Annotated in this window: 9 protein-coding genes and 1 riboswitch; of the genes, 8 read left to right on the top strand and 1 reads right to left on the bottom strand. The window is 36.7% G+C overall.

Features of this window, described 5'->3' with window-relative positions:
- Positions 1 to 8: 8 nt before the first annotated feature.
- Genes RBU59_RS07455 through RBU59_RS07445 form a run of 3 tightly spaced genes read left to right on the top strand, consistent with a single transcriptional unit; the run spans position 9 to position 2,935 of the window.
- Entirely contained in the window at positions 9 to 386 is a 378-nt protein-coding gene (locus tag RBU59_RS07455) for a PHP domain-containing protein (RefSeq protein ID WP_308147250.1), read from the top strand.
- Positions 340 to 2,517, top strand: coding sequence for a glycoside hydrolase family 2 TIM barrel-domain containing protein (locus tag RBU59_RS07450; RefSeq protein WP_308147249.1), 2,178 nt, complete (start codon positions 340 to 342; stop codon positions 2,515 to 2,517). The genes RBU59_RS07455 and RBU59_RS07450 overlap by 47 nt, the downstream gene beginning before the upstream one ends.
- Positions 2,489 to 2,935: a hypothetical protein gene (locus RBU59_RS07445; protein WP_308148556.1), complete on the top strand. Its 447-nt coding sequence runs from the start codon at positions 2,489 to 2,491 to the stop codon at positions 2,933 to 2,935. Before RBU59_RS07450 ends, RBU59_RS07445 begins: the two co-directional genes overlap by 29 nt.
- Positions 2,936 to 3,314: 379 nt before the next feature.
- Here RBU59_RS07445 and RBU59_RS07440 read toward each other — a convergent pair whose 3' ends face one another.
- Complete coding sequence (locus RBU59_RS07440) at positions 3,315 to 4,043, bottom strand: DUF5131 family protein (protein ID WP_308148555.1); 729 nt, start codon at positions 4,041 to 4,043, stop codon at positions 3,315 to 3,317.
- A 538-nt stretch (positions 4,044 to 4,581) separates the two neighbouring features.
- Positions 4,582 to 4,676, top strand: a riboswitch (cyclic di-GMP riboswitch).
- Between the two features lie 147 nt (positions 4,677 to 4,823).
- On the opposite strand from RBU59_RS07440, the gene RBU59_RS07435 reads away from it, so the two are divergent.
- The 5 genes from RBU59_RS07435 (at position 4,824) to RBU59_RS07415 (ending at position 14,474) form a co-directional block, all read left to right on the top strand.
- Positions 4,824 to 6,143 carry a nucleotide sugar dehydrogenase gene (locus tag RBU59_RS07435; protein ID WP_308147248.1) on the top strand — a complete coding sequence of 440 codons (1,320 nt, stop codon included), beginning with the start codon at positions 4,824 to 4,826 and terminating at the stop codon, positions 6,141 to 6,143.
- 21 nt (positions 6,144 to 6,164) lie between these two features.
- Positions 6,165 to 9,581, top strand: coding sequence for a polysaccharide deacetylase family protein (locus RBU59_RS07430; RefSeq protein WP_308147247.1), 3,417 nt, complete (start codon positions 6,165 to 6,167; stop codon positions 9,579 to 9,581).
- Between the two features lie 88 nt (positions 9,582 to 9,669).
- Entirely contained in the window at positions 9,670 to 11,538 is a 1,869-nt protein-coding gene (locus tag RBU59_RS07425) for a glycosyltransferase family 2 protein (RefSeq protein WP_308147246.1), read from the top strand.
- A gap of 13 nt (positions 11,539 to 11,551) precedes the next feature.
- Positions 11,552 to 13,387, top strand: a complete 1,836-nt coding sequence (locus tag RBU59_RS07420) for a glycoside hydrolase (protein ID WP_308147245.1) — start codon at positions 11,552 to 11,554, stop codon at positions 13,385 to 13,387.
- Between the two features lie 28 nt (positions 13,388 to 13,415).
- Positions 13,416 to 14,474, top strand: a complete 1,059-nt coding sequence (locus tag RBU59_RS07415; RefSeq protein WP_308147244.1) for a glycosyl hydrolase — start codon at positions 13,416 to 13,418, stop codon at positions 14,472 to 14,474.
- Positions 14,475 to 14,645: the final 171 nt, after the last annotated feature.

The raw sequence follows: 14,645 nt of genomic DNA, 5'->3' as shown, positions 1-14,645 counted from the left end.
TAAAATTTATGACAGACAAGTTCATTGATTTACATATGCACAGTTATTATAGTGATGATGGGGAATTCTCACCTGCTGAGCTAATAAAGAGATGCAGTAACCGAGGAGTTACTATTATGGCTATTGCGGATCATAACAATATAAAGGCAGTAGAAGAGGCAAGAAAAGAAGCTTTTAAACATCATATTCATTATATTAATGCAATTGAAATAGACTGCACATACCGAGATATAAATCTACATGTTCTTGGATATGGAATAGATTGTAAAAGTAAGGCATTTGATAATCTGGAAGAAAACATTCTTCATCAAGAAAGAGTATGTTCCGGAAAGAAATTATTTGACAGAAGGAACAAATTATGTTACCGCAATGGTATTTCGGTATAGTGACGGGTCTTACTTTGAAAATCAGGATATGTGGGTATTAAGCGGCATCTACAGAGAGGTATATATTTACAGTGAGGCTAACGTGTCAATATTCGATTTTCATTTATCCAGTAAGGTGTCAGACAATTTTACCTGCGCTGAGAACGTATTGACTGTAAAGCTGCACAATGCCGGATTACAGAGCCATAAGATAAGGCTCCGCGCATGGTTATGCAAAGATGAATTAAAACAGCTCATATGTGAAGTGGAAGCTGTCATAAATGAAAATAGTGATTTGCAGATTAACGAGAAAAGCCTCTCTGAAAATATTGAGTTATGGTCAGCAGAAAGCCCCAATCTCTATTCCCTTATCCTTGAACTTCAATCGGAAAATGCTCCTTGTGAATATAAGGCTGTGAAACACGGCTTCTGTCGTTCGGAGATTTCGAATGGAGTATTCCTGATTAATGGACAGAAAGTGAAACTAAAAGGGGTTAACCGGCATGATTTCTACGGCGAGACGGGTTGGGCGGTTCCAAAAGATATTTATATAAAAGATATCCAGTTAATGAAATGCAATAATATAAATGCGGTACGTACCAGTCACTATCCAAATGACCCCTATTTTTATCAGCTTTGTGATGAATATGGAATATATGTGATGGATGAGTGTGATTTGGAAACACATGGCATCCGGGATTTTTTTCCAAGAGACCGGGACGATGTGAAACCTGCTATGTTAGACAGGGCCAAACGTATGGTTCTGCGTGATAGAAATCATCCCTGTGTTGTTATATGGAGTCTGGGTAATGAAGCGGGAGAAGGAAACGCTTTCGATGCTCTTTATAATAAGCTACGGGAGATTGATCCGATGCGACCCATTCATTATGAGGGAGATCAGCGTCCGGAATGCACCGACTTCGTCTCGTTCATGTATATGCCTCCATTGGCCATGGAGCTCCTTGCCAATGGAGAAAATGTTACCCATGAGAAGCTTGGCATGGCAGAACTGGCGAAACAGATACAATTGGGCAGCCGATTTGAAATTAATGCAGATATTATTAAAAACCGCCCGATCATGCTGTGTGAGTATGCTCATTCCATGGAAAACAGTCTTGGCAATTTTCAGGAATATTGGGATATACTAAGCCGTTATGACTGCCATGCCGGAGGATTTATTTGGGATTTTGCAGATCAGGCGATTCAAAAGTCGGTACAAGGACAGGATCAATGGCTTTACGGAGGAGATTTCGGAGAATCGGAATCAAATTTTTATTACTGTGCCAATGGTATTATGGCTGTTGACCGTACTCCTCATCCGTCTTTGTATGAAGTAAAAAAAGTCTACCAGAATATTAGTATAGTTGCTAAAGATCTGCCTCAAGGAATCATAATAATCCGAAATGATTATAGATTTATAAATTTGGATTGTTTTCAACTGGTTTGGAGCATAGAATCAGCCGGCACAGTAATTTCAAACGGCATTGACAGTAGTTTCAAACTGGAACCATGTGATCAGACGGATTACTGTATTCCTTTTCATATAAATGAGCTTCCTGAAGCGGAATGCTTTTTCAATGTTAGCTTTGAATTAAAAAAGGATACTAAATGGGCGAAGCGTGGTCATGTGGTGGCTTATGAACAGTTTCAACTAAAAAAGCCGGAATTTATAACACCGCCCATCCTCACTGGTATAGTCAAAGATTCACTGCATTTAAAAGAACGTAATCAGATTTTAACGGTGTTTAACTCAAATGTCTCTCTCAAATTAAATACGAGAACAGGATTCGCCCAGAACTTATCTATCGCCGGTATGCCGGTTATCGACACTCTGATGCCGAACTATTTTCGGGCTTTGATTGACAATGATCGTATGTTTGCTAATATCAATCCTTCCAGAATGCTTGGAACCGTAACAGGACTTAAATGGAAAAATGCAGCCCAGGAATTTAAACTTTTAGAATGCACTGCTTCAGATGATGATAATGGTATTTTATTAAATTGCCGGTTTACCCACCCTCTGTTCCGGAAGGAAATTGTATTGGAATATACAATCATAGCCAGTGGTGCCTTGAGAGTAAAACATATAGCGACACCGTTAGAAGAACCTTACCGTATTGGGTATGCTTGCACAAGTGCGGCCGGACTTTAATCACTTTACTTGGTTTGGGCGCGGTCCATATGAAAATTACTGTGATCGTAAGAGTGCATCAAAAGTGGGACTGTGGCATGCTGCATTACCGGAATTACAGCATAATTATATGAGACCTCAGGAGAACGGCAATCGGACGGATGTACGTTTCCTGCAGATAACGACACCCTATGGCAATGGTTTTAAAGTGCAGGATTTAACCGGACAACATATGGGTTTTAGCGCCCAGCCTTACAGTCAGGAAGATCTGGACGCAGCAGAACATATTTTTGAACTACCTGTCAGAGATTCTATCACTTTGCATATTGATTCATTACAATGTGGTGTGGGTGGGGATGTTCCCGGGTTTACACTGTTAAAACCACCTTATCGTATACATCCGCTCCAGGAATACATTCAAGAGTTTATTATTTACTAGAGTAAATAATAAAGCCTTTCTCGATTTTCATAGATAAGGAATCAAGCTTAACTCAGATTTATCCAGGAGATGTTTTCAGATAATATTTTCCTCCAGGAGGTACCGGCTTTTGTGCACAAGCCACAGACATGCGTACTTTTGTCCCACAAAAACCCGCAAACATCTCCAACGTCTTTATAAACAGAAATTGAATAAAATAGACTTCAAAGGCAATGCAGCCTCGTCACATTGGAAAATCTCTATTTCTTTGAATAATGAAGATTTTTTATCTTCATCACTATTTTGTCATACATTTTATCAAAGCTTGCCAGGGAGGGAATGCTTTCCAGGGTGATAGCATCTTGCTCCATGGCTTTGCAGCAGAAAATGAATTATTTTGTCAGAACAACCTTTTTCCATCTAAAATATCGATACCAAGCTCTTTTGCCACACTGGTTTGCCTAAATGGATTTACTTTTTCTACTACGCCGTCACGTTTGAAAAGTGAGCCTGTATTTTTGAACCAAAATGTTACATCTGCTTTTACGCATTGTTCACGAATATTAAGCACCCAATCATAATCACACACACGAGCTTCTCGACCTGTTTCGCCGCCTACGGTAACATGGTCTACCCCATGAAGATACGGCGTTAAATCTATTGTTTCTAAAAGTGGGGCACAAGCAATAAAACGCCGCTTTATTGGATAGGATAAAAAGAGTGGAAGTCTGTAATCGGCTAATTCTTGATTTTCGACAGTACAGCCAATATTCACATTGTCATAACCTGTACCCCAATCGGACGGAAGGGAGACAGGGAAACGGTCAATTCGTTTTGTCAAAAATAAAAAATCGATGTCGGTTCTTTCCTTGATGATAGACCATATCTCTTTGCGCCATTCATCCGCTTCGGGAAGGAAAAAATCGGTTGCAAAACAGGTTGCAAGAATCTTGTTTCCTTTGATGTTGTATTCACCTTTTGCATTTGTCCTTATAGGCCAATCGAATTTATCTGTTTTTTGTATGGTGTTTTGACCATAGCGTTTCGCAAGTGGTCCATAAAAATAGCAATTTGTGCAGCCATCACTTGCTTTATAGCAACCTGTCCACGGTTCCCAGTTCATAGGCATCCTCCTGATTTTGTTGGGTTTTAATGTCATAATATGTACAATCCCCATTTTTTATAATAAGTGTACGATATGTTTCATATATCAAGCACGACGCGTACTGTTTTACGATTTTCCAAACAAGAATGCAGTCGGACAGATTTGATTATTGATTATTTTCAATATCCTTAGTAATATCGTAATATACAATTGTAGCTGAGTCAACAATTATCGATTATATGCAGAGAATTTAGAAAATAAAAAAAATTGATGGCCGACAAAACACAATGTAAATCTCATGCCTATGTTACTGTTCACTAACATGCAAAAAGCAGCAGTTCCGCGAACAATAACATGCTTCGCGATGCACACAAAACGAGGGGGCAGCGTTCCTACGCTGCAATTCTCCGGTTTTCTGTGACAATACACTCACAAAAAACTTGTCGCGCTGTTGCCTGTGAACAATAATCTGCCTATTCTTATTTATGCTGCTATTCATATATCTACTTGTAATTTTTGTGAGATTGTGGTAGAATAAGGGAACTTAACAGTAGTACATAATTTAAAAACTTGGCAAACTTATTGAAAAATAAGGGCGCAAAGCTAGAGCCTGTCAAAAGATTAGGATAATCTTTTTATGGTAGTTCAGTTGCGACTAGAGCAGAATTAATTTAATTCTCTTCGGTTGCTTTTTTTGTCCCGGAAATTGATATATTTAGAATAGAAGCTTACCTGTAAAAGAGGAATAAAATTTATGTGGTAAAAATTTTTCCGTATTTATACATTAGAGAAAGAAGGCAAATAATGGAGTTATATGCAAGATTAATTAAAGGTGGAGAAAAGATTGCGGTAGTCGGTCTAGGATATGTCGGACTGCCAATTGCAGTTGCATTTTCTGAAAAAGTAAAAACCATTGGATTTGATATTAACAAGGCTAAAATCCAACAATATCTTAGGGGAGAGGATGTTACCAGGGAAGTCGGAGAAGAGGCCATAAGAAATACTACTGTAGAATTTACATATGAAGAACAAAAACTGCAGGAAGCTAAATTTATTATTGTGGCGGTTCCAACACCGGTTCATATTGATAAAACACCTGATTTATCACCTGTGACAGAAGCATGTGTGTTGATTGGACGTAATCTTACTAAGGATTCCGTTGTAGTGTTTGAATCAACAGTATATCCCGGGGTTACTGAGGAAATATGTGTACCGATTTTAGAGCGTGAATCCGGATTAATATGTGGTAAAGAATTTAAAGTAGGTTATTCCCCTGAACGAATTAATCCCGGAGATAAAGTCCATACACTTAAAAATATAGTTAAAATTGTATCGGGGATGGATGTTGAAACAAGAGAAACGATAGCTAAGGTATATGAATTGATTATTGAGGCAGGAATACATAGAGTAGGAAGTATTAAAGCCGCGGAAGCAGCTAAATTAGTAGAAAATGCGCAAAGAGATATTAATATTGCTTTCATGAATGAACTTGCTATGGTATTTGATAAGATGGATATTAATACGAAAGAAGTTATTGATGCTATGAATACAAAATGGAATGCACTTAGATTTACACCGGGTTTAGTAGGAGGGCATTGTATAGGTGTGGATCCATATTATTTTATCTATCAGGCCGAAATACTTGGTTATCATTCCCAGATTATATTAGCAGGTAGAAAGATTAACGACGACATGGGCAGGTTTATTGGCGAGATCATCGTGAAGAGAATAATTAGGGCCCAAAAGCTTGTTAATAAAGCCAAAATTTACATTATGGGTATCACCTTTAAAGAAAATTGCCCTGATATCAGAAACTCTAAGGTATTTGATATTATTAATAAATTAAAAGAATACGATGCAAAAGTTACGGTTGTAGATCCACAGGCAGAAGTTTCCGAGGTAAAAGCGGTATATAATTTGGATGTTGTAAAATTATCGGAGGTTAAAGATGCGGATTGTATTGTATTTGCAGTTGCACATAAAGAATTTGCTGCCTTAACAAAACAGCAGCTAGATGGTATGTTCCGGACTCTTCCGGCACAGGAAAAAGTGATTATAGACATAAAAAGTATATTTAATAAATCAGAGATGGAAAATATGGGGTTCTCCTACTGGAGCTTGTAAGAAAAGAGGTGAATATAGAAAGTGGGAAAATTATCAAGGTATGTAAAAGTTTTAGTATTTTTACTAATTTGTATTACTATTACAATTACTGTATTTACGCGTATCAAATATATAAAAAAGGATGCGAAACCTGTTATGCAGACTCAGACTCAAAATGAAGTAACAGACGCTATAAGCAAAGCAATGAGCCAGCTGCAAACGGAGGACGCGAAAGAGGCTGGGATAATTAAGGATGTCCGGACTTCTGAAAAAGTAGTTGCACTAACATTTCAAGGTTTATCCGATACCGACACCAATAAAGAAATTGTTAAACTCTTAGATACTTATAAAAGGAAAGCAAGCTTTTTTGTACCTGGTATTTTGGCTGCGGAAGATGCAGAATCTATAGAGGTTATGTATGCAGGCGGAAATCAGATAGAAAGCAATACATTATCAGAGACAAAACACATGGAAAAGTCTTCTGCACTTGAATTAGTGGATGATTTCTGTAATACCAACAGTATAATTCAGTCCATTGTAAAGAGAAAACCTGAGCTGTTATTATGTAATTCCACCGAATATACGAAAGATTTATTAAAAGCTGCTTATGTATCGGGAAATCAAAAGGTTCTTAAGAGCACCCATTATTTAAATTATCAAAGTTTTAACAGTTATGAGCAGGTTCTGGAATATGTTAATAATCTGGATAAAGGCAGTATTTTGACATTTAAAATGAGTGGAGTACTGGATAAAGAAGAATATGAACCTGCAGAAAGAGAATCTACTCCTGCAAAAGATAAAGCTCCGGGTACGAAAAAGAGTAAATCAACAGAGGAGGAGCTAACGGAGCAGGAAAGGTTACTTTCAGTTGTTGAATGGGTATTAAAAGCTCTTGGTGATACAAACTATAAGACCGTGTTTGCGGAAGAGTTACAAAATTATTATGATGCGGATTATAATATAAATTTTGCTGACCTAAAGAAGAAAAATAAAGGAGTACTTGCAAAGGTATATAAAAATGTGAAAACAAGTAAAAATAGGATATCTCTGTCCTTTCGAGGTATCGATGATAAAACTAAGCTGACTGAAGTATTGGATTTTCTGGAATTTAACCATCTGAAAGCTACTTTTTTTGTTACAGCTGAGGATATCATACACTATCCGGATCGAATTCAGCTTATTATAGATAAAAATCAAACGATTGCCAATGGAGGTATGACCGGTAAAGATCTTACCGCCATGGATTTTGATGAAATCTGTTTGGAGATTTATAAATGTGACAAACTTCTCATGGAAAAATACCTGATTAACTGTGACTTATTTATGCCGGCCTATGGTAAATATAATGATCAGGTTCTGGAAGCGGCAGCCGCATTAAAATATAATGTTGTAACCTACAACAGAGTACCCGTTTCAAATCAAAAAGCGACTCTGGATAATATTATGAATAAATACAAACACGGTTACAGTAAAGGTGATATTATTTATTTTAATACGGACTACAAGCAGATTCTAAACGTAATTACCCAGATTTATGCGTTTTATATTAAAGGTAAATATAAAGTATATGATGTCGAAGCTTTGATTAACAGTGCAGACAAAGAACAAACATATAAAGCTGAAGTTAGTAGCAGAACAGAGAGTAACAATAATGCAGATTACAGTAATACAATTGTAAATAATAATTCCAAAAAACAAAATGGAACAGAAAAATCAATTATCAATGTGTTAAGTTACAGCCGCCGGATGCCAATTTACTTAAGTCCTCCGGTTATTAATCCGGTTAATTCCAATACAGTAAAACTTTCAAAACAGACAGAAAAAACAAGTTATACAAAAAAGAAACTGGATGCATTACGTAAAACGAACAAAAATAAAAAAGCGGAAGTTATTAATACAGTACATACAACCGAACAGGCGCTTAGCTTTACTTTCTATGGTGTCAGTAATAAATCTGTTACAAAGGATGTATTAGAAAAGTTGGATTCGATAAATGCAAAAGGTACTTTTTTTGTTACAGAAAAGGATCTGCTGACTAATGCAAAGGAAATAAAAAATATTTCTAAGAAAGGACATGAAATCGGAATATGTTTGATTATGCCTGAAAAAGCAGATTTTTATTCTGTCTGCAGGGACATTTTGACGATTCAGAGCCAAGTAAAAAAGTTATGCGGTAAAAAACCAACCTTAGTAAGATATGCTTATACGGTGGAGCTATCGGATGAAATACTAAAAGCGGTGTCCAGCACAGGATGTAAAGTTGTCTGGCAGGACTTATCGCTTACCAGTTCCAGATTGGGGGCTGATGCAACGCTAGAGGATGTAACCAGATTTGCATTTAACAGCGGTAATGTAACCGTAAAGAGAGGTTATATTATTTATATCAGAATGGATTATTATGAAGACTCTAAATTAGTGGGTAACCTGATTCTAAATATAGTAAAAAATAGAATTGAGCCAATCACATTTAAAGATGAATATCAGAATAATGATTCCTCCTATTCCATTAAAACGTTGGGGAGCTTACTTGCCAGTGATAAAGTATATACCTATCCCTTATCGGATAAAGTTATTTTACCGGCCGTTAAAGATGCTATATATCCGGGGCACATGCGGAATCTGGATTCAGAACAGCAAATTGAATTTATGAAAAGTCATTATGTAGGCAATCTGGATATTAATACGTGTTCTACGCTGCCCGGATTTACTTCGTCTGAAGTAGCGGATTTGGATCAGACAGGCAGATTTACCTATGACAGAGTATTATTTTTAACCTTTGATGACTGGGGGTCAGACAAACCGATTACTCAGATACTGTATGTCTTAAATAAATATAAGGTAAAGGCAACTTTTTTTGTCAGAACCAGTTATGTACAGGATAATCCCAATTTACTAAGAGCAATTGCAGAGGCCGGGCATGCTGTAGGCAGCCATACGGATAAGCATCTGCCTTTCGCTAATTCCCGTACTGGAGATGTATTTGATATCAGTACGGAATTTACTCCACTGACATATGATGAGATTAATCTAAGAAAAATTGATTTATTAACCTCTTATAATAAGCTTCAGAGTATTATCGGTGATATAGAAGCGGATGGAAAGCCATCCTTAACAAAAATATTCCGGCCGCCTACATTGGCAATGAGTAAAGAGGGCATGGAGGCTATATTTGATATGGGATTTCAATATTCCGTAAGCGGGGATTACAGTACTCATGATTATGCTGAAACGGATTCTGCAGTCCTGGCTGACAGCCTGGTGAATGGTTTAAAACGTGGTGATGGATCTATACAGCCGCTGAATAACGGAAGTATAATGGTTATGCATATGTCGGATGATACATTTACACCAACACAAAAAGCCGATGTGACAGCGCAGGCCTTAGATATTGCAATTCCGAAATTATTAGCAGACGGATATAAATTCGCAAGGTTAAGTGATTATTTAAATAATAATTGATTTATAACCGATGCGGCAGGAAATAAAATAATAACTGAGCAGATCAGCAAGCAGGGTTTTAATTTATCACATAAAGTAAAGGCGAGATATGTTATATAAAAATGCAAAAAAAATAAATAACAATGGGCAGGACATACTGCTGGAAACCAAGAGTGACAGGAGGATACTGCCCAATGTACCGGATAAGACGAAAGTACGCAGTAATCTGGATCGAAGGGGCAAGAAAACCGATACCGGTTCGCAAGAAACTATTTATGAGTACATTGAAAATCTTCAGAAAGGACTCCGTTACAAAGTAGAGTATAATATACTGGTTACGTATAGAAGAGATGGAAGAAAGGTAAGTTTTATCTGTTCGGGTATTGATATATCCATGTCAGGTATTTTATTAAAAATTACTGAAAAATACCATATAGACGGGATGAAAGAGGCTAAGAAGATTCATCTGAAATTTGATATTTTACCTGGTACCATGCCGGAAGGCCTGGAGATGAAAGTAAATATGTATGCTGAAATAGCCAGAATAAAAATGGTATCCGATCAAGAATATTTATGCGGTATGGCATTTATACAACCGTTATCAGTTTATGCTTCCAAAAGAAAAGGCAGGTTTATGCTGACCTTATCCAGCCTATTACTGATTTGTATCACAGTCTTTATTATCTTAATGCGTGCAGAAAGCATTATATATTTTAAATTTAATAAATGGTTATATTTCTATAGTTTAATTACAGCCGGGTTTTTACTTAGCAGGTATGTATTTGGATTTTTGTACCGGGAAGTACCGATTGATGTTGATTATACACCGGGTGTGACCATATTAATTCCGTGTTTTAATGAAGAAGAATGGATACAAAGGACCATAACCAGCTGTATGAATCAGGATTATCCGGTTGATAAGTTAGAGGTAATTGTGATTGATGATTGTTCTGCTGATAAATCGGTAGAAAGAATCGATGAAATTTGTCAAAAACTCTATGAAGCCGGTGAACAATATGATGTTAAAAATCGTCTGAAATATATGGTACAGGAAGTAAACCGCGGGAAAAGGGAAGCCTTGGCAAGAGGAGCATTAGAGGCGAAACATGATCTTATTGTCTTCGTTGATTCTGACAGTTTTTTAGACCCTTTTGCAATTCGTAATCTGGTACAGCCGTTTAAAGATCCTAAAATGGGCGGAGTTTCAGGAAGAACGGATGTAGCTAATACATATACCAATGATTTAACAAAAATGCAGTCCGTCCGTTATTACATCGCATTTCGGATCATGAAAGCAGCGGAAGCCTATTTTGATACGGTAACCTGTTTATCAGGTCCCCTGGCATGTTACCGGAAAGAGATTATTTTAAAGAACCGGGAGCTTTGGTTAAACCAAAAATTTCTTGGTCAAAAGGCAACCTTTGGTGATGACAGGGCAATGACAAACTTTGTATTAAAGGACTACAGAACAAGTTATCAGGATTCGGCAATATGCTCTACGGTTGTTCCAAATAAATACAAGGTTTTTCTAAAGCAGCAAATGCGTTGGAAACGGTCCTGGCTGCGGGAATCGCTGATAGCCGGAAAATTTATGTGGAGAAAGGAACCTTTTGCAGCTCTGTCTTTTTATATGGGATTAGTAGTTCCCATAGCAGCTCCGGTTGTGGTATTATATAATCTTTTATATGTACCATTGACGCAGGGAATATTTCCAAAAACGTTTCTTATCGGTTTGTTATTAATGTCACTTCTAATGAGTGTTGCTCAGATGTTTTTTAGAAAGAGCAAGACATGGATTTTTGGTTTACTGTTTTGTTTTTATTATGAAGCAGTTCTATTATGGCAGATGCCGATTGCCTGGGTTACATTTTGGAAATCAACCTGGGGTACACGTTTGACACCCAGCGATATTTTAGAACAGCAGAGAAAAAGAGGGCAGGGCAGTAATGACAAAAGAAGCGAGCATAGTATAGAATAGGGGGAAAGCTCCCATGATATCAACAAGGGATAAGGATAAAATAAAGATTCTGCGCGGCATTATTGAGGGCATTATTATAGCAGGATTACTGGTCATATTAATACGGGCATTTTTAGATTTTGGTAAATATGAACCCTATGATAAGAATGATAATACGATTGTAACAGGCGAGGATAATGGATTTCTGGGAATATCCTATCTGGCAGTCGACAGAAGTGGCAGCGAAACAATGATTGGCACCAAACGGCTGCAGGAACAACTGGAAGCCTTGTATCGGAATGGATATGTTACAATAACCCAGGATGATATAATAAATTATTATAATAATGGGATGGCACTTCCTAAAAAAGCAATGTTTTTAATGTTTGAAGACGGACGAACAGATACTTCCATATTTGCCGGAAAAATTATGGAAAAATACAATTACATCGGAACCATGTTAAGTTATGGAGACAGACTAAAGAATAGGGATAAAAAGTTCTTAAAAGGAAATGATTTAATAAGCTTAAAGAAAAGCACTTTCTGGGAATTGGGTACCAATGGATACCGCTTATCTTATATTAATGTATTTGACAGATACAGCAATTATTTGGGAGAGCTTAGTTCGTTGGAATATTATGACGTTAAGCCCTACCTGGACAGAGACTATAACCAATATCTTATGGATTATATAAGGGATGGCAATTTTATACCCAAAGAATCCTATCTCCAGATGACTAACCGTATTAAAAAAGATTATCAGCTGATGGAAGATACCTATACGGAAGAAATAGGGGAAGTACCTAAATTATATGCATTAATGCATGCTAATACAGGAAGTTTTGCTAATAATGAAAAGGTTAGTTCCGTTAATGAAACCTGTATCAAAGATCTATTTACTATGAATTTTAACAGGGAGGGTTATTCGTTAAACAATAGAAAAAACGATATCTATGATTTAACAAGGATGCAGCCCCAGTCCTATTGGTATCCCAATCATTTACTAATGAGAATTAAAGATGATGCGAAAACAGACATAGATTTTGTGGAGGGAGATTTAAAAAGAAAAAAAGACTGGGATGTAATTAGAGGGGCTGCAGAATTTAGACAATCTGTTATTGCTCTTACATCAGAATCAGAGAGTAATGGATTGCTTCGATTAAAAGACAGCATGGATTACCAGAATTTCAAATTATCTGTTATTCTAAAAGGGAATAAACTGGGTACGCAATCAATTATTATGCGTGCAGATCAAGAGCTGAAACGATATCTGTCAGTTAAATTGCAAAATAATCATATTTATATTGATGAAAATGGAAAACGTTTATTTGAGCTTGATCTTGATGAATTTGATGGTGTTAAAAAACAATCGATTGATGAAAATAAGCAGGAAGCCTTGAGAACAGAATATGAAGTATATAAGAAGAATTCAAGCTTTGGAAAAGTCACCAATATGGATAGGCAGTCAAAGGTTATTGAGGATAGGGCCAAAACAATAGAAGAGGGGGCTGATGAATATGTCTCACCGATTCAGATTCAGGAAGCAGGGTCAAGAAAGCTAACTGTGTTTTTAAAGAATGATAAAATATCCTTATCTATTGATGGTAGAGAAGCGGTTAAAGATTTAGCTCTAACCGGAAAGTCCGCAGGGTTTGTTTATCTTGAATCGGCCTGGGGAGAATATGGATATAGTCAGAGAAATATCGCAGATGATGTATATGATGGTGTGTTTGAAAATCTTAATATTACCAATATCGATGACAGCAGTGAAGTTTTATATGACAATCAACTGCATGGCTTAGAAAAGGGAAAATTCTATATCAGTAATACGTGGAGCAGTATACTGAACTGGTTTATAAAAACACTATAAAATAATTATAATAACGGAGTAGAAAAAGATGAGAAGAATAATATCGGCATATATCCTGTGTACGTTATGTCTGTTGCTTTTAGGCTGCGGGAAGAAGGATTCATCAGATACTAATAACATCAATAGCAGTCAAACAACAGAGAACGTAATCATAGAGGATAATAAGGACTTTTCCGTTTGGCTTACTTATTGGGATTTGAAAAACTTTGAACAGGAAATAAGCGCGGCTAAAGATAATATAGATAACATCTGTTACTTTGCTGCCTATTTTAATACCGACGGAAAGTTATTTATCCCCCAGGAAATAACAAATACATATAAACAGATAAAGAGCAAGTACGGAGAGAATAAATATCACAGCTATCTATCCTTTGTAAATGATTTATTAAAACCTGACGGGACCTCTTCACTGAAAGACACAGAACTTTTATACACTTTGTTTTCAACACCGGAGCAGATAGAAAACCATATTAACGAAATTATAAATATGACAGTAAACGGCGGTTATAACGGAATTGAAATTGATTATGAGGGTATAAAAAGCGATATAAAACTGTGGAACTTATATTTAAACTTTATAAATCAGCTTTATGCAGCTGCTTTGGCTAAAAGTATTCCGGTAAGAATTGTATTAGAACCAAATGTGCCGGAAAAAGAACTAAAATTTACCCAAGGTCCGGAGTATGTTATAATGTGTTATAATTTATATGGAGCGGGAACAGTACCGGGGCCGAAAGCTAATGAGAAATTTTTGACTCAAATGGCAGAGAAAATGAAAGCATTTCCTGGAAAAGTAAATTTTGCATTTTCTTCCGGAGGATATGATTTTGCAGAAGACGGGACAGCGAAGCAGGTAACGGAAATAGAAGCGGAAACTCTAAGAACGGAATACAATACCGCTATAACGAGAGATAAGGATAGTAATTGTATTGTATTTAAGTATAAAGACCTAAATGGTTTATCCCATGAAGTATGGTATGCAGATAAAGAAACGTTGAATTTCTGGTACAGTGTAATCAATAAGTACGGAGATTATGGATTTACTCTTTGGAGAATCGGTGGTAATGTTTGTACTGATTTACAATAAGTGACAAACGGTTTACTAAGCTGCGGAAAGACCGGATGCCCAAGCTATTGCTGTAAGCAAGGGAAGACACGGATATCCTTTTGATTGGGAGGAATAATGCGCGCGAGTTGTCTATAGAGGAAAGCATCCGCCTTGCTCAACTGGTTGTTGGTCTTATCAAACTGGACAGTG

The organism is Anaerocolumna sp. MB42-C2, from assembly GCF_030913705.1.
Taxonomy (GTDB): Bacteria; Bacillota; Clostridia; order Lachnospirales; family Lachnospiraceae; genus Anaerocolumna.
The sequence above is the reverse complement of the archived record's forward strand: the minus strand, read 5'-3'. Positions and strand labels throughout refer to the sequence as shown.

Coding starts and splice junctions, on each gene's coding strand:
- RBU59_RS07425 (WP_308147246.1), top strand. CDS start 9,670: ATGTTATATAAAAATGCAAAAAAAATAAATAACAATGGGCAGGACATA.
- RBU59_RS07440 (WP_308148555.1), bottom strand. CDS start 4,043: ATGCCTATGAACTGGGAACCGTGGACAGGTTGCTATAAAGCAAGTGAT.
- RBU59_RS07420 (WP_308147245.1), top strand. CDS start 11,552: ATGATATCAACAAGGGATAAGGATAAAATAAAGATTCTGCGCGGCATT.
- RBU59_RS07455 (WP_308147250.1), top strand. CDS start 9: ATGACAGACAAGTTCATTGATTTACATATGCACAGTTATTATAGTGAT.
- RBU59_RS07415 (WP_308147244.1), top strand. CDS start 13,416: ATGAGAAGAATAATATCGGCATATATCCTGTGTACGTTATGTCTGTTG.
- RBU59_RS07445 (WP_308148556.1), top strand. CDS start 2,489: ATGCTTGCACAAGTGCGGCCGGACTTTAATCACTTTACTTGGTTTGGG.
- RBU59_RS07435 (WP_308147248.1), top strand. CDS start 4,824: ATGGAGTTATATGCAAGATTAATTAAAGGTGGAGAAAAGATTGCGGTA.